Raw genomic sequence first — 25,102 nt, 5'->3', positions numbered from 1 at the left:
TTATCTTTAGAGTTTGACGAGCAACCCGATTGCAACAATCCAAAGAGTTGCGGCGAAGAATGACCAGAGCATGCTTCGTCGTACCCATATGTACTTTTTTTGTGCAATCTCTGCGTTTCGATGAATCTGATCGGTCCAGTCTGTCAGCAGTTGTTCATCTGTTACTTGGCGGAACCTGTCGCCAAAGCTGGTAGAGCCCTGGGCTGCGATTGGTCCGAAGAAAAGTAATGAGTCTTTGGGACCGTTGGTGCGGGGTAATACAGCCACGGCTGCGCAACATAGTCCGATTACAGCGGCTCCTGCGGCCGTAAGTGTGAATAAATAAGTCCAAGCTACACGCGTAGTGCTGTCTGAGGTGGTGAAAGCAGCAGCAAGACCACCAAGTAGTGCCATGTTGATAGTTACTATCACACCCACTTTGACTTCGGCGGCAGCAATCCATGCGAGATGCCGTTCAAACACCCACTGAGCGGTAGCAAGGCGTTGTTTTGTGTCAGTCACGTCGCGCCCTTTATCAGCCATTGCTTTTCCAAGTGCATTTAATACAGCCAATATATTGTCATATTTATTGAATTCAAGTCCGCAATGTACAGCTCACAGGCTCGATCTTGTAGGTCTCGCTCACCGTTGCGGTGGTCATCAATGTCAAGGGGGTAATCAGCACCACCTTTCGTGGCCAGCACCGCCATCTCAATGGACTGCCCCGGCTCCTGTAGGCAATCCTGCCCTATGAGTGCCTGTGCGCAAAACGTTCTTTTTTCCTGCTGTTAGATCTCACGGTAGTAGTTTGTGGCACCTGACCACTGTACTGGCATATACGAGCAGGAAATGCTGATATTGGCTCAGGGCACCTCAACGGTAAAACCCAGCGGCCATTCATTGGCCAACAGATTGGAGCGTCTTATGTTGAGGAAGGGAGGCGTCGATGAAGACGTCTCCCTTTTTTGTTGTGCCTAGCGAACCCGACGGCGGCGGGTGCAATTACGAAGACATGGGTCACAGCAGGCAGCCGTTTGAGGCATGGCCGCTACTCTGTAGGGCACGCAGCGTTGCTGCGCCCATTGCACCCATTGCACCCATTGCGTGCATCACGCTAGGTCTTCGCGGGGAGCTTGGGTGCGGAGCGACTTGCCATCTGCTGTTGTTCGCGGCAGTGATCTAGGCACTCCTGAAACCCATCCTGATACCCGGCGTGGTAGCCATCGTTGTAAGCGGCCTGATACATCCGTTCCAAAACGCGTCCCGGACCTCCCATGGCTTTCATTCGTGCGGTCATGGCCGAAGCGCCGCTCACACTCCTGCCGCCGGGAAGTACATAGGGTGCGAAAAAGTTCATGGTCTCTCCTAATCGAGTTGCAATGACAGATAGTGGTCTGCCGTTTGAACAAAGCCGTCCCGGGTAGTCCGGAAACGTCGCCGCAAAACTATGCGGCCACCGCAGAGTAGAAGAGCCCTCGGCAAGGAACAAGATCATGTGCTAAAAAATGTTCCGGAGCATTGAGAAGAAGGAAGGATTCCCATGAGCGGGCCAATCGCGAGCGCACCACACTGGCACAAGTTTCACAGCTATGACGAGATCGCCAGGGCATTGAAGGCGAGGTACAAGAACGATTTCAAGGACTGGGCTGCCAGAAGGCTCGGTATCCAGATCGGCAACATCGATCGCCGCAGCAACCTGCAGTGGTGGAAGAATAGGCCGCTTCAAACTCAGCACCTGACGACCTTGCTGGGTTTACGTGAAGATGATCTAGCTCTGGAGCCAGCGCGGGCAGCCTATTTGTTTGAATTTAAAACGTTCGATGCCCTTCCGCCGTTGGATTGGCGTACCGACATGCCATGTGAGCTGGGGAATATCCTGCCGCTCGAGGGTGACCCCGCGCCGCATGAGGGCTGTTCGACAGTCGAGGCTTGGCTGCAGAGACGCTCTTGGCCATCTGCGCCAATACAGAACGCCTGGCTACAAATCGACGATGGGTATGAGTTCGAGTTGGTCGCGGCGAGATTGCAATACAAATTTCCGGTCGATGTGCTCCGCTGCACCCGACTGGTTGCCGACCAAATGCTCAAAAGCGACCGGTTGTATGCCCCGGCCTTGCTGATGCTCTTGGTCGACCAACCTGTGACACCCGGGGAAATCGCTTGGCTTGGGAGCAAACGCCAGAATGGGGGATTGTGCATTATTTCCCCGTATCCCAACCCGGCAGTGTCCGCCTCACAATCAACAGAGATGAATGCACCCCGATTTGCGCCTTGGCGCTGGGTTCGTCATCCGGACTGGCGCGAGCGCCTGCTGCAATGGATTGGTGCACGACTGGCTGCGTTTCACCGCAAGACTCATCTTGAGATTGAGTCGGCACGACAACTGTTGGAGGAAATCGATCCTAGCGGCCGACTTCTAACGTCTTCACAGGATGTATATGCTCTATGCAACGAATTTCATCGCCCACCGGTAACCGATGGCGTAGCCGACCCAGTAGATCGCAATGCCAAGACATGGGGGCTTAGTCTCCAGCGGCTACCCGCTGGCATGAAGCGAGCTCTCAAACAGAGTATTGAGGACCGCTGGCTGAACTGGGAGTCCTCTTGGAATGGGCCGCAAGCTGTTGATTCAGTGGACCGCCTAGCCATGAAGGGTGTGGACCCCGGTACACGGGGGAAAAACCGACTGCCTGTGGAGAAAAAAGGAACCTTGAGTTGGCCGACGACACAATTGATCATGCTCCGCGACATCGTGATCCAGCACATCAAGGCCAATGATGTGAAATGGCGAATGGCATGTTACGACGAGAGTCGTCGTCCGATCATTGATGCGGCTTTAGCCACGCTGGAGATGCCAGCGCTATGCGAGGTCATGCAAAAGCTGCTCAGCCAAAAGGACACCACAGATCGACCCGCTCCCGCTGTTGCCCTGTTTCTTGCCATCGGGCGCCGCTTATCCTCTTTGACTCCCATTCCACGGGCGGCACGCGAAGGCGCGGCTAAACTTCTGGACGCCGTCTCGACACAACTTGAGCCGCATGCACGCGCGCCGATGCCCTGGAGCCGCCCAGGCACTAGCCAAGGTGATCTGCTGTACTGGATCGCGGCCTGCTGGGCCTGGAGTGTGCATTCGCTGGTGAAGCCCATCAATGCCGCAGGTCTGGCGGGGTGGCTGTTTCCTGGATGGACCAACGAGCCTATTCCTGTTCCAGGCGATGTCGTCCACCAGACCACCTCCCTCGTGCCCGGGGACAGTCAGATGCAGGCAATCCAAATCCTTCTCAGACTACCGGAGTCCTTCTGGCAGAAGATGAGGGAGCGGATGCAGGACTATCCAGCGGCGGTTTTCCTACGGATGGGTCTGTTGCTAGCTGCTTGTAAGAACCGTCAGCCCATCGAGCCTGACTGGTGGTACGGAATCATTCGAATGGGGTTGCTGGAGAATAGCCTGTTGCTAGAGATCCAACGTAACTCGAAGGAAGAAGTCGGCCAGCCTTTAAATTTGCGGGTAGCGGAGTCATGCTGGCCATCGTTGGTCGAGTTCGTACGCCAGGAATACACCAAAGCCCCCTTGCGCCATGTGTATAAAGTCCCGGCTTGGTTCACCACTGACGCATCAGATAGTGCATTTTCGCCGATAATCAGCGCAGTGGTTACAACACTGAGGCAAGACCCGGGGAAGGCCATCAAGCCGCTGAATCGCGAACAGATCAACTTTCTCATCGAGCATCCAGAGTCCTTGCCGGTGGAGATTCGGCGCGAATTGCTCGCCAAAATTTCGTTAGACGACGTAGCGAACGAGTGGTTGCCGATGGGCTTCTTCGTTCGGTTCGGGGCCGATTGTACGGCATCGTTCCCGCGGTTTCTGGAAGCACAGAAACTCAGCATCTTTGCTGCGCAAGCCCTGTGGGCATGGGATCGCTTCCAGGCTGAGGCTATCTTGCGCCGTCCTGCTGGTTATTCCGATCAGGCGATCAGGAACATGATCATGCATTGCCCAGCCCAGAGCGTAGGCGCTGCTTTGGCCGCTCGGGCCGAACGTCAAGATTTTCTCAAGGAGGACGAGTGGCGAAACTGGGCCAAAGCGCGCATCCACAACGCGGGGCCGCTGGCGGCTAAGCTTTTGTCTTTGGTGGGCTGAATGAAGTTTGGAGAGGGGGGCCAGCGAGGGCAGTGTTCCACGTTGGGAACTTGATGGTGGGAGTCCCCTTTGCCGAAAATAACCGGGCGCTTGGCCCTGATCAGTTGATCTTAATAGACACAGCTAGCAATCTGCATTTTGTCATCCTCAAATATCAACACGGACGCGTAATACAAAAAACTCTGCACATCCTCTCGGCCGAAGCGGTCGATGATGCCTCTGTGCTAGACTGCCTGCTGACAACCATGACGCAATGATCATGAAAGGTCGCTTTGCCACAGTATAAATCGGCAAGGACTCAGCCCCGCCGAGTGCTATTCCCTCTTTAGCAGCGCTAGGTGTCTGATGTTGACCGCCGTGGGGAACAACTCTGAGCTGCTGCTTTTGAGCTACTGGAAAGCGCCATTCACCCAAGTTGTCGCTCAGGATTCGTGAAGTCGTGTTGGATTGGATAGGTGGTCAGGTTCATGCCATGAGAATCACCGCGATCAGCTGATGCAGAATGTCAGGATCCCAATCAAAAAACTGCATACAGAGGGAGAACTCATGCCGGCAAGATCAGATCTGCTCCAGGAGCCAATCTACTATCCATTGAATCAGGGCGAGCGCGCGAGCCACCTGCATGTGGATCAATTGCTGCCCAGGGACGTCTACGAAAGGCTCGCGGAGATGCTGCAGGAATCGCTGCAGCAACAGTCCCCCGCCGTGGATGGTGAACCTCCGGAGCCGATTGACGGACTCCAGCAGTTCGCTCGCGGGCGCGGCCACACCACCGTCTTTCTAGACGGGGGGCGTGGAACCGGAAAGACCACTGTCATTGTGAACCTGCAGGCGTATCTGCGGGCGCCCAGCGTGCGGGACAGTTTCGAAGGGGTGGCCGACCAAGTGCACATACTGCAGCCCATCGACCCCTCGCAGCTCGAGGACGACGACGACCTGTTCCTGAACGTCGTCGTAGCGGCGGTCCTGGGGGACGAGGAGATCCAGCGCGGGCGAGAGAAGGATCCCGTTCGCTGGCAAGCGCTGTACGACAGCCTTCAGCATCTAGGGACAGCGTTGGCAGGCAAGGAAACCCAGAGCGATGGGGTTGGTCTCGACCGCCTCCGCTCCTTCATGGGGGCACAGGAACTGGCTAGTGCCGTCCACGACTTTTTCGCCAAGGCAGCAAACTTGTTGGAAAAGCGTCTCCTAGTGCTGCCGATCGACGATGTCGATACGACGCTCCATCGGGCCTTCGAGAACCTAGAGGTCGTGCGTCGCTATCTCGCGAGTCCCGTATTGCTGCCAATAGTTTGCGGCGATCTGCGGCTTTATCACGAAGTGACATGGCGGGACGCTTTTCGTCGCCTCACGAAGGATGTTGCGGGCTTTCACAGTGAAGCCAGACCAACAGCGGTCTCCCTTGCAGTGGAGTACCTACGCAAGATCTTTCCTCTGCATCGACGTTTGCGGATGCCAGAGGTGGGCACATTCCTTCGGAACGACAGGATCCTGCTCGGCACGCCGCGAGACGGCGCCCCGCCCCCGCGTCTGACACTGCCCGACCTGGAGGCCTGGCTGAGGGCGCTGCTGGCGGGGGCCGTGAACGACCATGAGAACAGCCGGCTCCCGATTCCCATTCCGACCGTACGAGCGCTGTCCCAGCTGTTGGCGCGTGTGCAAGCGGGAATTCCTGCGCTTGAGCTTGCTTTTCACAACGAGACAGCCCCGCATCCCGTGACAGACCTGATGCGCCGGATAGTGTATCGGCGTCACGGTGAAACACCGCAGGCACTTCGGCGTGGCGAATCGCATCCAGAGCCTGCCACCGCCGAAAGCAAGCTGTCGCTGGCGCAGTGGCAATCGGCATTGTTCAACCATTTCATGTTCGAACCCGGTGGTGGTGCAGTGTGTCTAGTCCTGATGGCCGCGCGCCACTGGCGCGAGGCTCCTAGCAGGTCAGTCCTCGACACCCCGCTTTTCGCTCCTCTGAAACAGGTCGGTCAGCACGACCTCCGATACATCGAAGCCCGCGCGGCACTCAACTGGAAGACGGACTTGACCGGTCGTCTTCCGGAGTCCTGGGTGAACACGCTAGCGGAAGAATCTATTCTGCCATTCGCCACTCCCGAGATCGGGCGAGCCGTGGTGCCGGATCGGTGGCAGGTCGATCCCAAGGACATCGGAGACGACGGCTTCAGCGAAACCCCCCGAGTGCTGATCGAATTGATCACGCACCGTAACTTTTACAGTCCCAGTAAGCGAGCGACGCTGATCTGCAGTGGACGTATTCTCGAGCTTGTCGTGACCAGTCTTGTCAGGAATGTCTCCGCTCAGGATATTGATCGCATCCTGACAACGGCGCCCTTTCATAGCGCAGTCGCCGTTGCGGCAACGAAGGCAGCCCACATCACGGTGGACGAGCTAGAGTCCTCCGACCTTGAAGGCGACGAGGATACCGCGGGAGAGGAGCCGTCGGAAGAAGGCTCCAGTCACGCCGAGCTGGATGACACCATGGTGGACCGAGACCTCGCGATCGATTTACTAGCCCAGAAAATCAATGAGTGGCGACGCGAAGTCGAGGCCCACCGTCTGCCGCTGTCGCCGTGGCTGATCTATTGCGCCTTAAACAAGACTTTCAACCAAGCGCCGCTCTTCACCCGCCCGCTGCAGTACAACGAACAGCCGAGCAAGGAAGCGCTTAGCAATGTCGTGGCGTCCGGCCTCTCGGCGTTTAATTCGTTCTGGGCTGCGGTGGCGAGCTTCGAGAAAGGGCCACTTTTCGATCTTCCGCTGGAGTTGTCCAATGTCAATCTGCTGAATCGGCGCGGCGACTTCCAGCGCAATGATCTGTTCACTCAAAACATCAGGCCCTTACTCAGGAAAGAGCACGGATCTATCCGGGGCGAACGGGTGATTTCCACCACTTGGGCGCTGGGCGAGCATCCCTTGCGTGGGTTGCTGCAGGATTTCTTCGACTTAGCGAAGGAGCGCGAAGAAGATCCCACAACCGTTGAGGAGGATGCGGTCGATGGTAGGACCCATTTCCTGAAAATGCTGGGATTTCCGAAGGATCGGAAACGACTCTCTGTCGCTGCCATCGTAAAGGCCTTGGAACAGAGTGCCCCCAAAGGGTCCTCGCCGGCCCGCTATGGAAAATCCATCTTCAACCAATTGTCTCGCCGTTTCCCGCGCCTTGCGGAGCTGACGGTTCTAGAACGCGCGATCGCCGAACTGGAGCTTCGCGCCGCCGGAACGCGCTGATGTTGCTGCGAGCTGTTCCTGAGCGAGCGCTCGGCGCGCTGTTGGGGGGCGAGCCGGTCGCGGACGTCTTGTGTCAGTACCTGATTGGGCTGACCCGGCCTACAAAGCCTGAAGGCGTGGCTTCGAAGCCGTCCCTCGAGCCCTTGAGAAAGGCATTGCGGGCGGCCATTCAAGCGGACATCGATCAAAGAACCGCCCGGTATCATCGCCTGAACGAGCTTCAAACGATGGCGCAGCAGCTGTGCGCCCCTCGCTTTCTCGAGACTACGGAGATCCCGGCACTCGCTGCGGCGTTTGACGAGGTGATGGAGTGGCGCGGCTCTCAGGTGTGCTTCAAGGACAAGCATGTGCAGCGCTATGCGGAGCTGATCTCGGAGCTCGATCCGACAGTACTGGTGGCGTGGCAATTGGCCAATGACCGAGGAAGCCCACAAATCGAGTCGCCCGCGACGTTGAAGGAGGCGGTGGAGGGCCTGGCCACGCTGTTCGTGGGCCCTCGATTCTTCACTCAACCGTTCGCCGAGAACCACGCACATCTCCACGGCATTGCTGGGGACGACCTCGTGCTCGCCCAGCTTGTGTTGAGCCACGGTTTTCCCGTCAGGAATGAGGATGACGAGGAGAGTAGCGAGACCGGGGAGGCTAAGGCGGATGTGGGCAAGGCGGACCTCGACGAGCGAGATCCGCCGCCGGAACCTCCGCACGTGATTCGACTCAGGCGCATTCGCCGCCTGCTCGAGGCGTTCATCGGGGTCTGGAAGACAGTCAACGCGGACGAGCCTTCGACGCTCACGCGGCATGAGGAAGCCTTGATACACGCCTGTCCGCATGATGTGAAGTCGGCGGTTGGCAGTTCGACACTGAACTGGCGGGAGGAGGACAGGGGCATCGTCGTCGGCGACGAAGTCATCAACACCCGTTGGATGCTCAAGCAGCTGGCGGGCGCCGCGAGCCGAGGCGACCTCCAGTACGCCTGGACCTGGCTGTTCGTCCTTCTATGGCGTACCTATCGCGCGCAAGCGGCATCGGCAACGATCCGCGTGGCGGTTCTGCTGTTGATCACCGATGTCATGGCGTTGCGGCGGCAGTTGATCATGGATGGCAACGGCCTGAGGCGCTTCACGACTAGCTACTTTCGTCCCGTCATGCGGCTCATGGCGGGCGAGAACGCGGCGTGGAAAGGGATGTCGCAGAAGGAGACCGCCCGTCGTGTGTTCGCACGGCTCGGTGACAGGGCTGAACTCAAGATTTCTGCGGGGAGCTTCCTGGAGGCCGCCTTCACCGCGGCCTTCGCGCAGGTCGCCGACGGGCGCATCGAGTCGCTGCGGTCGCTACACCCGGACGGTGACGTCAGCTACGCGGACCTATCTTCGCTCGATCATTGGCACTTTTGCCTGCACTTCAATCGCTCGGGAAGCAAGACGCGTCATGCCCGCCGTAAGAGCCTTTGGGAAGAGGCTCGCAAGCTGAAGGGGGTCCTGGGGTCCTCGGTCAAGTGGGACCTCGAACCACTCTTGCGAGGCGGGAGCAGCACATTGGGCGGTCAGTTCACCCCTGCACGTTTCGTCCGCGGCCTCGACGTCGCGGGCGACGAGACTCGTTGGCCGATTGAGGTTTTTGCACCGATGTTGCGATGGCTGCGGTACCAAGAGGTGGTAACAGAGCCGTTGGAAGAGTCGACAGTTCCCGCTACGGTACCGCATTTCAGCATTCATGCCGGCGAGGACTATGCGCATCCCTTGTCCGGTCTCAGGCACATCGATGAAACCGTCCTGTTCTGCGAAATGAAAGAGGGCGATCGGTTAGGCCATGCGCTGGCCCTGGGCATTCCTCCGGACGGGTGGCTTCGTCGTCACGGTGAGGTCCTCCTGCCAGTCGACGAGCATGTGGATAACCTCGTCTGGGCCTGGCACCAAGCCAGCGAATTGGCTCGAACGAAGCAACTCGCGGAGGCAGAACGCGTACTGCCGCGACTTGCGACAAGGATCACCCGCTTCCTTCCTCATGTCTCGTGGCGTCCGGCGTCGTCGAAATCCTCCCTGCCACCGTTGTCCGAGTTGCATGAGGCTTGGAAGCTGCGCCGGAACTGCTCGTATCTGGTACTCGAGCAGCCCAAGAGCGTACCTACTGGCGGCTCGACCTTGGATATCGGCGCTCCCGACCTCCAGGTCATCTCTGCTCAAGTAGGCAAGCCTAGTGTAGACGTCGCGGCGGGGCTGTATGTCCATCGGGCGAGAGCCGAGCGCGATCTCGGGCCGCAGGGGAAGGGGGGCAACGTCATGGTGCGGTTGACCCAGCAGCGGCATGGGCATGCCTCCCGCGCGCAACTCCATCTGGAGACACTCGGGCCTGACCGGGCGTTTCAGATGCATGATCACGACGACGTGCATGACCTGCGGTTCATGCTGGCGTTGCAGGATGCGTGCATCGAGCGTTACGCCCAAGCCGGCATTTCAATCGAGGCGAATCCGAGTTCGAATGTCTACATAGGTCAGATCGAGACCCACAGCGACCATCCGGTCTATCGCTGGTATCCGCCTGATCCGAAAGATCTACTTAAGGGCGGTAAGTTCAACGAGTTTGACCTTCGCACGATGCCGATGCCGGTGACCATCAACACGGACGACCAGGGCATCGTCCCGACCACCTTGCGGATGGAGCACCACTTGATGCATGAAGCGGCCCTTGACCGCGGGCATGCAGAGACACTGGCGGATGCGTGGATCGAGGAGCTCAGGTCGTTGGGTCTGCAACATTTCGAGACCACGCATCAGTTAGAACGGAATGCTCCTTAGGGAGCGCGTTGATCAATGAGGAATTCCGGCACTGCTAGTCAGTTGATCCACACCGGTTCCGACAGACTATATTTACGGGACGGTTCTGCTCAGAACTAAAAGCACTCGGTCCGACAGAGTGCTTCTTCGTTTCCTTAAGATTTTGGTGTTTGTAAAATCAACAAGTTAGCGAAGGCCGTCCGACAGGCCTTATTCCTTCAGATCAGTGCCCCCAAGTAATTTTGGGGGCACTGCCGTTTAACTGGTCCTGAGATTTAGGATTTTGGTTGAAGTAAGGTTGCCTGTGAGTCTCAAACGCATTACTCATTCCCTTCCAGAAAATCCCCCAGTAGTCGCTAGCAATGCCGAAGCATGTCTGGTGATGCCATACCTAACAGATGAGGCGATCATCTCGATGGTAGCCCGCTACCATATACAGAGTGGTAACACTACGGTAGATCACACTTTGAATGCGTTGTTCGATACTAGGCAGATTAGACTTAATCATTGGATTCCTAGGCACTTAGACCGGCTCGCTAAGGTTATGCCAGGTCACACAGATCTCTTGCTTGAAGGGCTCCTGCAGAACAATACGCTGTTCCCGTTGCTCAATTTGTTTCTTGGGAAAATGGGAGGGTCTGCGTATTTGATGCAGCAGTCATTGCCAAAGAGAGCTTTTTCAGGAGCTGGGGCCGTCAGGGTTTGCTTGGCTTGCATTAGCGAAGACGAACAGGTGCATGGTACCCCTTATGTTCACTTGTCCCACCAAATCCCGGGGGTTTACATCTGCACCAAACACAAAACCTGGCTGATTGAACGCTGCCCATACTGTAGGCAGCCACTATCACGGGATGGAAGCTTACCCTTGGAAATATGGCGTGAGGGAATTTGTGGGCACTCTCTGTCTTCATTTGAGCCAGAGAGAGTACGGGGGCGCCAGAAAGTAGAATTGAACTATGCATCTTTCTGTGCTGACTTACTCGGTTCCGGTGCTTCACCAGTTCCTGCGGATGTGCTTAAGGAAATGTACAGATCACGTGCGGTAGAAATGACTGGTGGGTGGAAGAAATCGCTTGATCGCTTTGCGTTCCAGGAAATGATTCATACGTTTTATGGTCCGGTATTTTTGGCCAAATTGGACGAAGACTTTAGCCTTGGTGATTTCACAAAAAGCTATCATTGGCAGAGCCTTTCGACAATCAAGGAAGTTCCATTGATTAGGCATTTGGCATTGGCTTTTTTCCTTTTTCGCTCCTTCCGAGACTTCAAGAAAGCCCGTGCGGTGGCAGAAGTGCACTGTATAGAACAACGTAGAAAAGAAATTGACTCTCAACAGCCGCTAGACACATCAAGTAATTTATTTGAGGAGATGCTTGCCGTCGCAAGACAAATACCAAAATGCACACTGGAAAAGCTTTGGGAGCGGCATTACGGGTTGACCAAGCGATTCATTAAACGATTCCCTGACCGCCTTGATGAACTACTCCGTGCCGCAAGTAGCAAACCAGTAGCCAAACCAGCTCAAATGCGCTCTTTGACTAGGCTGGAGGATCAAGAGTGGGCTGGGCGGTTCAGAGTGGCTGCCTCTACTCTTTATCAGCTTGTCGATAAGCGGCCCGAGCGCGTCAGTCGTAATCGGATCATGATCGAAGCGGGTTGGAAGCGGCCCTACCCAACTGCTGAAGTCTGCCCTTTGACATGGAGAGTTTTGGAAGAGTCTCTTGAGTCAGATTGGCACTACCACGCCCGACGTTATGTGTGGGCAATGCTTTCTCTTCGACCGGAACAGGGGGTTTCTCGCATCACAAGAGCATCTGGCCTTGATAATCTACGATTCAAAGAGCTTCGCCTCTTTTTTGCGGAAGTAACCCATTGGCCTTTACTTGAGATAGGGGTTGTTGTGGAGTTTCTCGAGAATTTTGGGGTCACCCGACAGTGGGCTGGGCCTTGTCCTGACAGGCAATTTCCCCAGCTGGGACGGAAATACCAGCGCAAGTCATGGGAGTCCGGCCAGGCGTCGGAGTAACCAGTCCGGAGGCATGTGCCCCATTTCCTTTTGGGATTGCTGACGGAACCAGTTTAGTCGTCGTTGTTGGAAAGTGGACACGGGCTCAAGATGCTCTTTCAAATAAATTTGGGTGAGGGGGAGCTTATCCAATTGTTTGTTCAGCCAGTCAGGGTGTTCGATCAACTCTGCTAGAGCCGGGAGACTAATTCGCAGAGGTTTGCCTTGGAACGATAGCAGAGTCAGGGTTGCTTTTTGAAGGGCGACCACCATTGCCCGGTCACGGGCCTGCCAATCTACGACTGGTCTTCTACAATTTTTTGCATGAGGCAGTGTGGATTTGAAGCGCCCTAGCCAAGCTTGGTCATGACGAGAGAGCCAGACACAGGTTGCAGGTGCCTGATGGCGTAGTTGTTGCCAAGTTGTAGTCCGGCTTCGACGCCGAAGATATCGTAAATAGGTTCGTTCGGTGAGTCTTCGTCTTGCCAAGATGCTCTGCCGACGGAGTGCTTGGGTTGTCGGACTCGTTGCAAGCAGACGGTATAGGGTAGATAGGGAGGTGTGATGAGCCTTGGCTATATCGATTAGTCTCCGCGGTTCAACGAGCGCAGTCTGAAGTCGACGGCATGTACTGGTATTGAGTTGCTTAGGCCGTGTTTTGACCGAGATATGAAGCCTTTGTGCAAGGATGATCACGGTATTCGTGCTTAGACCCAAGCACTTAGCCGCTTGTCGGAGTGACATCGGTTCTTGTTCAAGCAAGCAGGAGAGCCGTGTAAGCCGTTCATCATGGTAAGGGGGTTTAGTGGTATTGGTGTTGCCGCTTCGAGGTGGGGGAGCTGGATCGATGGCTAAGAAGGTATCAATGTCAGGCGCCAGAAATCCTATCAAAAGTAGATGTTTCAACGGATGATGGGCGGCGCGTGGGTGTCTGCACAGGGTTGTTAGCCAATGCCCTTCTCTTTGTTGAAGATCGTTTAGTAAGCGGTCAAATGGAGGGATGTCGTGGAGGGGATGCCAGTAAGCTTCTATGGCATTTGTGAGGGCTCTTTGGTCGATGTAGGTTGGTTGTTTGGCGAGCCTTACTTGCATTAGCCAGGCCGCGTAGCGCCAGCGGAGCGAAGTGTAGATAGTTGAACCTGATACTCTCAGCAGCTCGGTACTCATTGCTGCAACCTGGTTTAGTCGTTCTTGTGCTAGAGAAGAACTTTCTCTTGACAATGCAGGGCTACATTGTTCGCCGAGATCCTCTGGTAAAGGGAGGCGATGCGGGTGACGGCGTAACGTCTGTGGTGGGAGGATAATAAGTGGCTGTCGGTGTTGGGAACACATTAGGACACCAGGTAAATGGGGAGCTCGGTGCCAAGTTGCCACTCCAAGGCTGACAAGGTCTTGCTCGGCACAGGCTGGGCAGAAGGCAAGGCGATTGGATCCCCCCAATCGGCTGGCGATAAGGCCCAGAGAAAGCTTGCTTCCTCCCACATTCTGTCCCGCCATAGCAGTCAGTACCTTGGCGTAGATGTTTGGTGCGACAAAATGTTTGAAGTAGGGTAACGCAGTGTGAGCTTCGATCAATTCTTGGATGGATTCTTGGCATTCCAGTCTTGATGCCATTCTTTGCAGATGACTGGGTAGCAAGCAGACTGGTTTGGCATGACGTGTGCCAAAGAGGGCTTGGAGGGTGTCTTGAAAGCGGAGAAGACCTGCGAGCCTGTGGTAGCGGGCCGCGATTCCCATAATAGATTCCTCGCGGCCGAGTGCGGTCAGTATGGGGGGCATCACTTACTCGTCAGGAACGCCTTGTCCCAAACCAGGTAAGTCGGTATTTAACTGCCCAGTCTCATGGAGAAAATCAAGGGGGGAGAGCTGTGTCGCAGCATGACGCAGGTCGTTAGGATCATCCAGTTGTGGGCGGTGGCGACTTTTATTTTTCTTAGCAGGGGAAGGTGTAGAAGCAGAAGCGGCATGCATTGAGCTCTTAAACAGGTCATCTAATTCTCCTTCCACAAAATCGATATTGAGATTTTGAGTGTCCTTCAATTCTTTTAGATAACGATCGGGAGGGAGAAGATCCTCGAAAGCAAACAGCGACTCGATAGTATTCTTCCGCAACGCATTGATAGCGGGGTGAAGTAGAGTTAAGGACTCATCGTAAGTCGTTTGAATAGCCATTTCGCTAAGCGTCTCGGATCCATCCTCCATTGCCCGCTGCTGAGCTAACTTGAACAGGATCACAAGGAAGTCGGTAACGCCTTGGGTCAGATCGAACAACCGGTCAAGCATGGAGGTTGTGAGTGGGCTGAAGGTGTGCAGCCACTGATAATGCCAAATGCGCTCCACCAGCTTATCCCACTCGGCATCTCGGCACATCGGGCGCCTGAAATCGATCAAACCGGATTCCGAAGCTCGTCGAGCATCTTTCATTTCACTTTTGAATAGGTTTACAGCCTTATATGTGCCGACCAATACAATTGGGACTTTTAGCATGTCGCGCAAGTTCTGAATGAAGTCCAGCAAGCGCTCAGTTCCACCTGACTTCGCAGTGCTCAAGCGCTGGATTTCATCAATGACTAGAACTCCCAGAAAATACGTTGCGGAATGTTGCCGCATCATGGCCTCCGCTTCGTCGGTTGTTACGCGGGATCGCGAGTACATCTCTTCATATTCGTTGGTACCCAGCGCGCGGTCGAGTTGACGGGAGAATTCCCGGCAGAAAGCGAGAATTGAGCCATTCTTCGGGCAAGTAATTTTCAGCCAAACTAATTGCTTGACGGGTAGGGGCTTGTTGTGCCAACGTTGGTGTTGGATAAGTTGCTGAGGGTAAGTGCGCAGTACCGCATCAATCGCTGTGGTTTTCCCCATACCGCTGAGACCTACTACCACGGCTTCGGAGTCGGTTGCCGTTAGGTGACGGTGTAACAGGGGAGGAGGCATATTTTCCTGGGCTTTGTACACGGCTTGCCAAGTTTCGGGCTTACAGGGGTTACGCAGAACATAACCTGTTCGTATGAGCCTGGAAACCGTACGTTCAAGCTGATAAAAATGGGGACGTGGCGCGACAATGTGTTTCAAACGCCCTAACAGATGCCAGCGCTCTTCAACGGAAAAGGACTTTTCCCCAAGTTCGAAGGGTGGCCGGTACATCATGTGCAGTGCTGCCTCCCGGAGGCCCATGATAGGGGGTAAAGCTTCAATCAGTGGGTTGTCCTGGTATTCCTGGATTCTTTGCCGTAAGTATGTGGGCGAATGGTCTTTGGTCTTCATCTGATTTACCAAATGTCTTCAAGTGGATCGGGCATAGTTGGGGCGGGCGATGTTTGAGTCCTCTGGAGCAGAGGGGATGTGGTGCGATAGGACTCGACGTCTTGGCGTAGGCGTTCGGCACGACCTGCTTCTTTTTCGATTGCACGATGGCTGGTGATCGACGCAGCAATTCGCGCTTTGCTGAGACCTTGTCGAGCCTCTTTTGTGGCGGCCTGAGCTTTTTGGACGATGTCATCGCACTCGGCGTCTAATCGAGAATTGATTTGCTTCTGAGCATTCTGCTTTTTCTCGGCCTCATAATTTAAAATCTGAATTTGATCCCACAGCTCCTCCTGTCGAGCTTGTGCGTAACTCAGTTCGTGTTCGACCAGATAACAGGCTTCCCAACTGCGATTTTCTTTGTTCTTAATCCAGATCTGCTTCGGAGCATAGGACAGGTACCGAATCTCGATCATGTCGTACTTCCCTCTGGTGCGGGCTCGGGCGAACCTCTCCTCCAGACAAAGACGATTATTGATGTAGTGACGTCCATCGAAGTAGAGGCCTTTTGGCCTGATTGAAGCTATTGCTTTGGGTAGCAGCGCAGTCCAAATGATCTGAGGATCTTCCCTGCGAGCACGGCCCGTCTTGTTTGCGATTCCCCAGTTCCAGACAGCTAATGGTGTCGCATCTAGTAAACCCTCGCCCACCATCTCGGGAGGCAGGCGGTCTGCTTTGTATCTGGAATGGTTGAACTGTAGAAAGCGCCGAATCAGGATTGAAGTCAGTTCGCGCAGGTTTATACAGGCATCCAGAGGGTTTCCGCGTTTGCGTACCTCCCGCTCCCGTTGCACGAGTGCACCGGGTAGAAACCGAATAGTACCCTCATTGATTAGGTGGAACTGCTGCTCGATATTTGGTTTCCAGTCACCTCGTCGAACGGCTGCATTCTCCACGTCAATGTTCAATGTTTTTGTCAGCGTGTCGGAGGCTTTGCTGCGCATTTCACCGTTATCGCTGAGTAGCTTGTGGGGGAGGTGGTGGCATGGCCAGTCTTCCTGGGTGATCTCTACACCATAAGATTTGCAGAACTCAACTTTATCGCTGAAGGCATTGAAAAGCGCCAACCGCGCCCCTTCCCAGCTTGGACCTTCTAAACCCAAGTGAAAGCCAACGACCATGGCGGAGAAGACATCGACGATGACGTACAGGACAGGTCGGCCAATGATCCAGGCTCGATTGAGGGTGGATACTAGGTAAATGTCCATGATCGTGGCGTCGACTTCGAATCGAGCACACGGGCCGAATAAGTGACTACGAGATGAGCCGTATGAACCTCGAAAGGCCAGGTTCCAGGTCGAGGTGTCGATCTGCTTCTTCGTTAAGGACAGGTTGTAGTCCAATTGTTGGATTAAGTAACGAAACTGCCATATGGATGGCTTTTCATGGGCCTCCGGCATGATTGGAACGCTTAACTTGCCATGCCGCTCATAGCCCTTGTTAAAGTGTTTTTTGATTGTTTCCTCGTAGGCCTTGGTGATGGTTTTGTCTGGTTGGAGGAACTCCGTAATGCCCGCGATCAAGCGGGAGCGGACAGAGGCTGCCGAAATTCCCACTTGATCCGGTTCATCATTAAAGAGGACGCGGACGGGGCGGCGACCCCGTTTGCCCATGGTTGGTTTTGTGCGACGTTCCTCTTTGCTTCCCTGCGGACCACACAAGTCATAGCAGGGGAGTAGTGCATTGATCGTGCTGCCGTAAGCCCAGTATTTATAAAGGAGGCGCCGGAGCTGACTGGGGGGGATGGCTAATGTCTTTGCTCGTTGAGCAATAGCGGATCCTCTATGTTTTGGGTGGTAGATCCAAGGGAGCATGGCATCGCAGACGAGTGGCTCAATAATTGCCCAAGACTTGGCTCGGATGGTCAGGTAATGCTCTGGTAGGCTGTCATCGTCTTGTAAGGCAAAGGGGCGCAGGGTCAGTGCAGTGGGCTGAATGTATCGCCCCTCAAGTAACTGCTGCCATGCGCTTAGTTGGAACTCACAAGGAGCCTTGAGGGGAGACTGGATCGCAATGGCAACCAGAAGGTCATTGGATGCGTCGACCCATAAAATGCGATACAGCCCTTGCAAGGGGAGATTGTCGATGCCTGGGGTCGGTTCAATTAAGCTGTTTTGCAGGAGTAGGTCACTCACGTCTGTACTCCGGTTGGTTTCTAGGGCTGTATCCATTTGTGATGATCTGTTGAGCCAAGGGTGAGAAACGGAACGAACTGGGCAGGGAGAGACTTATTGGTTGGTGTAAATTCACTAAGAGGAGATGGCTCCATGCGCTATGGCAAAACAGCTGCTGCGCGCAGCCTTGGTCATCAAGATGAAGCTGGTTTGCACTGGTCGCGAGCAACTGTGTCAGAGAGAGTTCAAGGTGATTTAGTCCCGCGAGACAGTTTAAGAAGCGAGGAAGTTGAAACAGTAGTTCAGGGGTTAAGTCGCGGGCCCCATAGCTCAGCCATTTCAAGTTGGTGATCATAATGGGATCGAATGCCTCCTCGGTGACTAATGTCCATGGCACATTGAGAGAAAGCCAGAGCCGTCTTTCAATTTCGAGTTTTTCAAGTGTGCGAGTTCGGCGGCGCCTGTTTTCCTCGGTAAGACGCGATGATGGCTTGATGCTGTAGGCGTGATAGTGGTGATAGCCTTTCCTGTCTTGATGTGTCAGGAGAAAGTCGGTTGTCATTACTGTCCACTTAGCTGTTTTGCGATCTGCGGGATGGCGGATCCCCATGTCTTGTGCAATTTGTATTGTCTGCTCAATGGGAAGCAAGGGAAACTGTGTCCGGATATCGATAACATTTGGAGCAAAGTCGGCAATCAAGAAGAAGTTTGTTTCCAGATCCGAGAGTAGATGATGCTCTCTGTCGACTGTGTGACCGGCTGCGCGAGTCTTACGTCCCAGTGAAGGAACATCTCTGACGGTTAGCCAATGCTCGTAATCCAGTCCTTCTTTTGACATGGTGAGAGCTTGGGCGCTTCTCCCGTGTTCACTGGCAAAGTTGGTGACGGATTTTGTCATAGCTGTTTACAACATCTTCTAAAAGTAAATTTGAAAGAGGGGCTGCTATTCTCCATGTATACATGGTACTGAGCTTTTTGCATCCAATCTTGCTGGATAGGTATCCACTTCGTGCAAGGCGTGACAGTAAGGGTTGCCAACGGCACAATGGGAAGACAGGTATCAGGAATTTTTAGGTCAACCCGATGGAAAGAATAATAGTAGGGGACCGTAAAGCACTAGCCCGTTAGGGGCCTGCTGATGATTCAAGGCGAGTTTATGGTGAACTCATCGTATATCCGGTATGGTGATGCTGCCTTGCTTGTTTTTATGCCTATTAATTTTATTTCAAAATATATTGTATACGAATGGCGTGTTAGCGAAGGGTGGGGTTTGTTTGAGGATTGCACGCTTCAATTATAGCGCGTACGCCCCACTTTTCTGATTATGATCATAGGTCAAGTTAAGGCGCGCGTCAGTTTGTAGTCAGTACGACGTCTCCCCATTTTCAGTAGCAAAGGGCTTTAGAGTCCGGGGCTAACTTACCTAATTTTTCAGCGAGCAATTTGGCGTAGGCTGCCGGTATCAAACCGCCCAGTACTTTCTTCGGCCTTTCGTTATTGTATTCCCTATACCAAGCCTCTATGACGACCTGGGCATGGCGCAGGCTGGTAAACCAGTGCTCGTTAAGGCATTCATCACGGAAGCGTCCGTTAAATGATTCGATATAGGCGTTCTGATTGGGCTTGCCGGACTTGATGAGGAAGAACTGTACGTCATGAGCATGCGCCCTGGCGAGCATGGCGTGGCTGCAGAATACCTTGTCTTTATCCGTTCGGATTGCTTTTGGGTGCCTGCGAGTCAGCGCCAACTGGTCGAGGATGCGCGTCAGATGCATGCCGCTCCTCGCACGCTCCAGAGCAAGGACCATCTCCTCATGAGTCGCATCATCGGTGATGGTCAGGCTCTTTATATGCCCCGACCTTCTGCTGTCCGGTCGAATATGAAGTCCACCGAGCGGACCTGATTGGCCGCCAGTGGACGCCCCTACGGGGGCGATCCGCCACCGGGATCTTCTTGCGCTTCCGTTTGTGATTTGTAGACCCGCCTCGGAATAGGGCCGATCCACCCGCTTGTGGTTGACTACCAGGCCAGCCTGCCGCCGCTTCAAATAGATCATGCCGACACCGTAGCGTCGGTGCCGTTGCGCGAGCGCGATGATCTGTGTTTTCAAGGCAATATTGCGATCAGTCACCGGTTGGTAACGGAATGCCCTTGGGCTCATCCCCGCGAGGGGCCGCGATCTGCGCTCACAGAGTGCCCTTATCCATTAGGTGACGCACCAGATCACGTAGTGATGGTGCGCTCACCACTTTTTTGCAGAGCCTCTTTAGCAATTTCGTTTTCTCGCAGCGAATCGGCCAGGAGTTTCTTCAGTCGAGTGTTCACCGCTTCCGCTCTTGAGCCGCTTGGCGTCCGTTGCGTTCATGCCGGCAAACTTGCTGCGCTAGAGAAAATAGCGGGCTTCCGAGAAAGCGTGCTTGCGACCCAACTCTGCAACAGGCATGCCTGTTTCTGCTTCTCGCAGAAACCCGACGATCTGTTCTTCGGTGAATCGTTTCTTCATGATTAATCCCCATGTCATGGTGGGTTGGACTCCAACGTCACGTGCTACCCAATACCGGGGGATGTCGAATCGCGTAGCCATGAACAGTCATTATTTTGATTTTAAGAAAACTCCTACCTATTTATCGGGATTTTGGGTGATTTGCCAATATCTCAGTCGATAGCCTGCTTTTTAGAATTCAGCGTCATTAACTTTCACTCCGGATTTCGGACTGGTTGCGCGAGGATTCTCATGATTATTCAACCCCTTACTGTTTGTTCCAAGAGCTCGCGCACGGCGGGGCGCCAGGGCAAGCTCGCCGTTGCGCTAGGCTTGGCGCTGTGTTGCGTGGCGCCACTATCGCTTGCCGAAACCGCTTTCGAGTCGAGCAGGGAAAGTGACAAAGCATTGCTGGAAGCCGCAGGAAAAAAGAATGGAGTTGTGGATCAAGCATTAGCCAGCACCGCGAAGTCCGTTGGAGAGGGTAATCCCAGTCTCTCGTTCAATACCGATAAAGGTAACTTGAATCTCAGTCAGAGCGCGTTGGATTTGAATCGTCAAAGTGACGATGCGGCGGTGTCTTTGGGCTTTGGCTTTGGCCCCAATCCGGGAGTGACCGCTGCGGGTAGCGTTCTGTTGCACCCAAATATGGCAATTGGTGGCCGTCTACACACTGAATCCAAGCTCACGGATGTGGTCCTGAATGCGGTGGGGGACCTGGGAAGCTCGGGCCTACGCCTACAAGGTGCGGTCAACTACATGACTGGCAAGCAGGATTTCGACTTTTATCGTTCTCGCGAGACTGCTCGTCTTTCTCAGTTTGGTTATTACGGCAGCGCTAGCTGGTTCAACCCCGGAGCCTCCGATCTTGGACTGCAATCTATGGGGGTGGCGCTTTGGGGAGCCAAGGCTAAGAACCATAGTCAATTCGACACTCTGAGCTACGTCGACGAAACCAGTGATGCTTGGGTGTTAACCCGGGACCATCGCTTGATTTCTGCTGGCTCGTTAGCGGGTGGCGCGCTGGAGTTGCAATACGCACCAGCAGAAAACCTAGTCCTTAAAGGCGCCTTCGGTATGGAGCGAATGAGCTTCCCGTTCAGCGATGGTAGCCAGGAAACAACACGTAAACCCTACCTTGACCTCAAGCTCACTTTTGCCGCCGATGAAAAAAACCAGTTTGCTTTTGGCGCCAAGACCGGTGCGGCTGAAAGACGCATCGATGTGGAGTGGCAGCGGCCAACTTTCTCACTGGTGGCGTTTAATGCGAATGGTGTTGAAAAAACCTCTGGTCGTTGGGGGGTTGGCGTGAACTTCGACATTCTTGCTCTGCTGGGTAACAAAAAGTCGAGTGGGGGTGTTTCTTTGGCTTCTAGTCTGCGTCCGCGCCCGCAGCAAAACAGTAGTGAACTGTTGAAGACGGCGATGACGCGTCCGACGCAATTGCCATCCACTTTCCTGGCAAAAGTCGATCCGACAGGCCTGGAACGGACCATCGTGGAGAAGTCGAGTCTGCCACCTGGAGGTGTAGTGGATGCTCAAGGCAACCTGCGCATTCCTGTTGGTGAAGGGCAAGGCCAGGTCTTCGATAGCCAGCGGAACCAAGCAAGCTTCACCGATAGCGTCTACAAAATGGAAGGAAACGTTCTAGTTGTAAATGTTTCGGCTCTTCCCCACCCGCAGTCGCTGGACCAGTACTCACTTCATGTGCGTGACGGTAACCAAGCCGTGTGGCTCGTAACCTTTGATACCGTCAAACAGTAATTGTTGGAGAGCATAAAAATGAACAAGATTTTTCAAGTGAAGTGGTCTGATGTGAAATCGGGCTGGGTAGTGACATCGGAGTTGAGCTCGCGTGTACCGTCACGTCGGCGTACCACGCGAGGGCGTGGTGTTGGGCAGTCACTGTTTGTGCGTATATCGCTATTGGGCGCCATGGTGTTCCAGGCGTTGCTCCCAGCGCAAGCATTGGCGGCCGATGTGGTGCGGCATGTTCAAGTACGCAGGGAAGGCGTCAGCATCAGTCAACTAAAGTGGGTCGAAGTGCCGTTGGAAGTGGGGCAGACGCTGAGCGCGGTCTATCAATTCCATGATGAGCTGAATGGCGCTGAGGGTGATCAGTCTCGGTATCTGTATGGCTATAGCGATACTGCTACGCAAGTGGCCATGGAAGGCTTGACCATCGAAAAGAGCGGAGAGGTACCAGGGCGGCTACTGACTGAAGATGATGTTGGCAAGACCTTGGAACTGTCGGTACAGGGACGTAGCCGTTTGGCTACGGGCAACCTGCAAACCATCAATACGAAGAACCTGTCGGAAGGGGGCGTGGCTGCCGCCATACCGCCTCGCATTGCGGATCTGAGTATCCAAGGCTCTTTGGAAGTGGGCAAAGAACTGAAGGGCAGCTATCAGTTTGTGAACAATGGCGGACATCGTGTGGATGCTTCGACTTACGCCTGGGGCGCAAAGGGTCGCACTAACCCGAGTTCGGGAGATGCGGTCGCCCAATCCGGTGAAGTGCCGGGACATAAGATTGCGGCAACTGATGCCGGGCAGGTGTTGGAGCTAGCGGTTCAAGCAAGAAACGGTGCGGGCAAAACGGGCAACACGCTTAAAGTTTCCACTGATATGGCGGTCGAGGATGGTAACCATACCGACGGCGGCGACAAAGGCAAGCCGATTGATCCGTCTGCGAAGCCGATCGTCAAGGCGCTCAAAGTCAAAGGCACGTTGGAAGTGGGCAAGGACCTGACGGGTGCTTACCAGTTCGACGCCAATGGCGGCGAGGGTAGCGATGCGTCCACCTTTGCCTGGGGCGAGAAGGGCTTGGCCGATGCGGCCAAGGGCCAGTCTGTGTCCAAGTCGGGCGAAGTGCCGGCGCACAAGATCGACGCTGGCGATGCCGGCAAGGTGCTGGAAGTGGCGGTGCAGGCCAAGAACGGCGCCAATCAGATTGGTAACACCGCCAAGGTGGCGACCGACGGCACGATGGAAGGCAACGAGGGCGGCGGCAACGAGACCGACGGCGGCGACAAAGGCAAGCCGATTGATCCGTCTGCGAAGCCGATCGTCAAGGCGCTCAAAGTCAAAGGCACGTTGGAAGTGGGCAAGGACCTGACGGGTGCTTACCAGTTCGACGCCAATGGCGGCGAGCCGACGGATAGGTCGCGCTATTCCTGGGACAGTTTGCTGGGTAAATCTACCCGCAAGTCGAAGTGGTCTGTGGTGGAGACGTCCGGAAAAGTGCCGGAGCACGAGATCGAGATTGGAGACGCCGGCCGAGTGCTGGAACTGACCATCGAGGCGATGAACGGCAAGTCAATCGTGGGTAACCAGCTGACGGTTAGGACCGATAGCTCCGCCAGCGAAGGCAATGAAACGGAGGGTGGCGACAACGGCAAGCCGATTGATCCGAATGCGGCGCCGGAAGTGGCCCAGCTGAAGATTATAGGCGATGCCAAAGTTGGCCAAACATTGACCGCCAAGTACCAGTATCAAAGCCATAGCAGCCTGGGTGAAGACAATTCCCGCTACGCCTGGGGTGAGAGAGACTCAACCAGCGAGAAGGTGGAGAAGGGTAAGGTGGTGGAAAAATCGGGCGAGGTGCCGGCTTACAAGATTCAATCCTCCGATGTGGGCAGGGTGATGGAGGTGTCTGTGCGGGCGGAAAACAGCAAGGGTAAGGTGGGCAATACCGCCACGCAGGCCATGGATAGCGCTGTTAAGCCCGATATTGAGACCGATGCGCCCATCTTGAATGTGCCCGGCATTGGCGACTTTGCCCTGATGTCTGGAAAGGATGACAGCAAGAGGAAGAATTGGTCGGGTGCGGATCAAATGTGCAAGGCCAGCGGCATGAGGCTGCCTAGCTCGTATGATTTGGTAGCGCTTTACAAGCAGTATCCGAACAATACGATTAATACCCAATATGGTTGGCCCACGGCCTACACCGGCGGCGGCATCGTCAACTACTGGTCGTCGACGCCGTACAGCGACGGCGGCCACATGCTCGTCTACCTGGACAACGGCGGCGTCATCTGGGGCAACGACAACTCCGTCTCCCGGGTGGCGTGTGTCCGCTAGAGCTTGATACTTGTTTCTTGATTCTTTGTTTTCCCGCCGGGCGTGAGCCTGGCGGGCCTCTGGGAGGAATGATGGGTTTGCAATGGAGTGAACGCTTAGCGCTGCAGCAGCACGATGCGGGCATCGTGCTGTTTCGTGAAGGGATGTTTGCCAGGATGTATGAAGTGGGTGCCTGGCGTTTTGTTCGTCAAGTGCGGCCTTTGAAGATATCGGTGCGGCGGATCAAGAAGCTGGGGCAAGACGTGGTGTATTGCGGTTTGCCGATCGCTTCGTTGCCTGCGGTGGGTGTAGCGCTAGAGAGTTATGATGAGACCAATGCTTGCTGGCGGTTGCCAGGAAGCGAAGCGGGGGTTGTGGGGTTTGACGAGTGGCGGTGTTTGCAATTGAAAGCTGCGCATGCGTTGGCCGGAGCCGTGGCGGGGTTCCCGCCTGGCAACGGCTCGCTGGCGAGTGCTGGCTGGTTGGAGCGGATTGCGGCGCTAGACCCGACGGGTCTGTCGCCGATGGAGGCGTGGGCCTGTTTGAACGCATTGAGGCGGGAGGCCTTGTTGAAATTGGGCGAAGGCGGCAATCCGCAGAAAGGAGACGATAGACCGAACCCCTGATTCTGTCCGCGCAGGCGGATATCTAGCGGCCAGGCTGTTACGGCGGCTTGGTGAATGATCACTGGGAATCAGGCTGGCACTCTCCCCTGAGCAGCAATGCTCAGGTTACATAGGGAAAGGCGGGGAAACCTGCCGATCTGGCCGATGCCGATGGGCCCCAGGCAAGAGAGGGTGCAAAGTGGCGCTTGTGCATTGCGCGAGCTGGTTGGCCCACGGCCAACACCGGCAACGGCAACAACAACTACTGGTCGTCCACGCCGAACAGCAACGGCAACCACAATATCGTCAACCTGAACAACGGCAACGTCAACTGGAACAACGACAACAACGTCAACCGGGTGGCGTGTGTCCGCTAGAGCGTGGTTCCACTCT

General features: G+C 55.0%; 14 protein-coding genes and 2 pseudogenes. 9 read left to right on the top strand and 7 right to left on the bottom strand.

Translation table 11 applies throughout. The annotated features are described in order from the left end of the window. Window positions 1-6: 6 nt before the first annotated feature. Both DB032_RS23930 and DB032_RS23925 read right to left on the bottom strand, forming a co-directional pair. Window positions 7-522, bottom strand: coding sequence for a Pycsar system effector family protein (locus DB032_RS23930; protein ID WP_146176751.1), 516 nt, complete (start codon window positions 520-522; stop codon window positions 7-9). A gap of 571 nt (window positions 523-1,093) precedes the next feature. Further along, entirely contained in the window at window positions 1,094-1,336 is a 243-nt protein-coding gene (locus DB032_RS23925) for a hypothetical protein (RefSeq protein ID WP_146176750.1), read from the bottom strand. A gap of 183 nt (window positions 1,337-1,519) precedes the next feature. Between DB032_RS23925 and DB032_RS19570 the strand changes: the two genes are divergently transcribed. The 5 genes and pseudogenes from DB032_RS19570 to DB032_RS19550 all read left to right on the top strand — a co-directional run bounded on the left by DB032_RS19570 (window position 1,520) and on the right by DB032_RS19550 (window position 12,163). Then, complete coding sequence (locus DB032_RS19570) at window positions 1,520-4,120, top strand: hypothetical protein (RefSeq protein ID WP_107800938.1); 2,601 nt, start codon at window positions 1,520-1,522, stop codon at window positions 4,118-4,120. A gap of 546 nt (window positions 4,121-4,666) precedes the next feature. Continuing rightward, on the top strand, window positions 4,667-7,363 hold the full coding sequence (gene rdrA, locus DB032_RS19560) for an antiviral RADAR system adenosine triphosphatase RdrA (RefSeq protein ID WP_146176749.1): 2,697 nt from the start codon (window positions 4,667-4,669) through the stop codon (window positions 7,361-7,363). Next, entirely contained in the window at window positions 7,363-10,158 is a 2,796-nt protein-coding gene (gene rdrB / locus DB032_RS19555) for an antiviral RADAR system adenosine deaminase RdrB (protein ID WP_107800935.1), read from the top strand. Before rdrA ends, rdrB begins: the two co-directional genes overlap by 1 nt. A 361-nt stretch (window positions 10,159-10,519) precedes the next feature. Further along, window positions 10,520-10,936: pseudogene (locus DB032_RS24905) on the top strand (TniQ family protein); the annotation flags it as partial. Between the two features lie 150 nt (window positions 10,937-11,086). After that, window positions 11,087-12,163 (top strand): hypothetical protein, encoded by a 1,077-nt coding sequence (locus tag DB032_RS19550; protein WP_233246745.1) that lies wholly within the window; start codon window positions 11,087-11,089, stop codon window positions 12,161-12,163. Here the strand turns inward: DB032_RS19550 and DB032_RS24900 are convergent. From DB032_RS24900 to DB032_RS19525, 5 genes and pseudogenes are all read right to left on the bottom strand, one after another. After that, window positions 12,134-13,309 (bottom strand): TnsD family Tn7-like transposition protein, encoded by a 1,176-nt coding sequence (locus DB032_RS24900; RefSeq protein ID WP_370445206.1) that lies wholly within the window; start codon window positions 13,307-13,309, stop codon window positions 12,134-12,136. The genes DB032_RS19550 and DB032_RS24900 overlap by 30 nt on opposite strands. A gap of 615 nt (window positions 13,310-13,924) precedes the next feature. Next, window positions 13,925-15,406, bottom strand: a complete 1,482-nt coding sequence (locus DB032_RS19540) for an ATP-binding protein (RefSeq protein ID WP_107800932.1) — start codon at window positions 15,404-15,406, stop codon at window positions 13,925-13,927. Between the two features lie 5 nt (window positions 15,407-15,411). Then, window positions 15,412-17,580: a DDE-type integrase/transposase/recombinase gene (locus tag DB032_RS19535; RefSeq protein ID WP_158274373.1), complete on the bottom strand. Its 2,169-nt coding sequence runs from the start codon at window positions 17,578-17,580 to the stop codon at window positions 15,412-15,414. Beyond that, a complete protein-coding gene (locus DB032_RS19530) occupies window positions 17,573-18,457 on the bottom strand; it encodes a TnsA endonuclease N-terminal domain-containing protein (RefSeq protein ID WP_107802029.1) in 885 nt (294 codons plus the stop codon). Before DB032_RS19530 ends, DB032_RS19535 begins: the two co-directional genes overlap by 8 nt. Before the next feature lie 487 nt (window positions 18,458-18,944). Then, window positions 18,945-20,081 (bottom strand): annotated as a pseudogene (locus DB032_RS19525) (IS3 family transposase). Window positions 20,082-20,294: 213 nt separating this feature from the next. Between DB032_RS19525 and DB032_RS19520 the strand changes: the two are divergent. The 4 genes from DB032_RS19520 (at window position 20,295) to DB032_RS24240 (ending at window position 25,086) form a co-directional block, all read left to right on the top strand. Continuing rightward, window positions 20,295-21,806, top strand: coding sequence for a hypothetical protein (locus tag DB032_RS19520; protein WP_107800930.1), 1,512 nt, complete (start codon window positions 20,295-20,297; stop codon window positions 21,804-21,806). A gap of 18 nt (window positions 21,807-21,824) precedes the next feature. Continuing rightward, the gene (locus DB032_RS19515) at window positions 21,825-24,125 is read left to right on the top strand and encodes an adhesion domain-containing protein (RefSeq protein ID WP_107800929.1); all 2,301 of its coding nucleotides are present in this window, start codon (window positions 21,825-21,827) and stop codon (window positions 24,123-24,125) included. Between the two features lie 71 nt (window positions 24,126-24,196). Then, entirely contained in the window at window positions 24,197-24,730 is a 534-nt protein-coding gene (locus DB032_RS19510) for a hypothetical protein (protein ID WP_107800928.1), read from the top strand. A 185-nt stretch (window positions 24,731-24,915) separates the two neighbouring features. Beyond that, a complete protein-coding gene (locus tag DB032_RS24240; RefSeq protein WP_158274372.1) occupies window positions 24,916-25,086 on the top strand; it encodes a hypothetical protein in 171 nt (56 codons plus the stop codon). Window positions 25,087-25,102 lie beyond the last annotated feature (16 nt).

This window comes from Chromobacterium sp. Panama (genome assembly GCF_003052555.1).
Taxonomy (GTDB): Bacteria; Pseudomonadota; Gammaproteobacteria; order Burkholderiales; family Chromobacteriaceae; genus Chromobacterium.
Note: the sequence above shows the minus strand (reverse complement) of the source record. Positions and strands in the feature narration are given on the sequence as shown.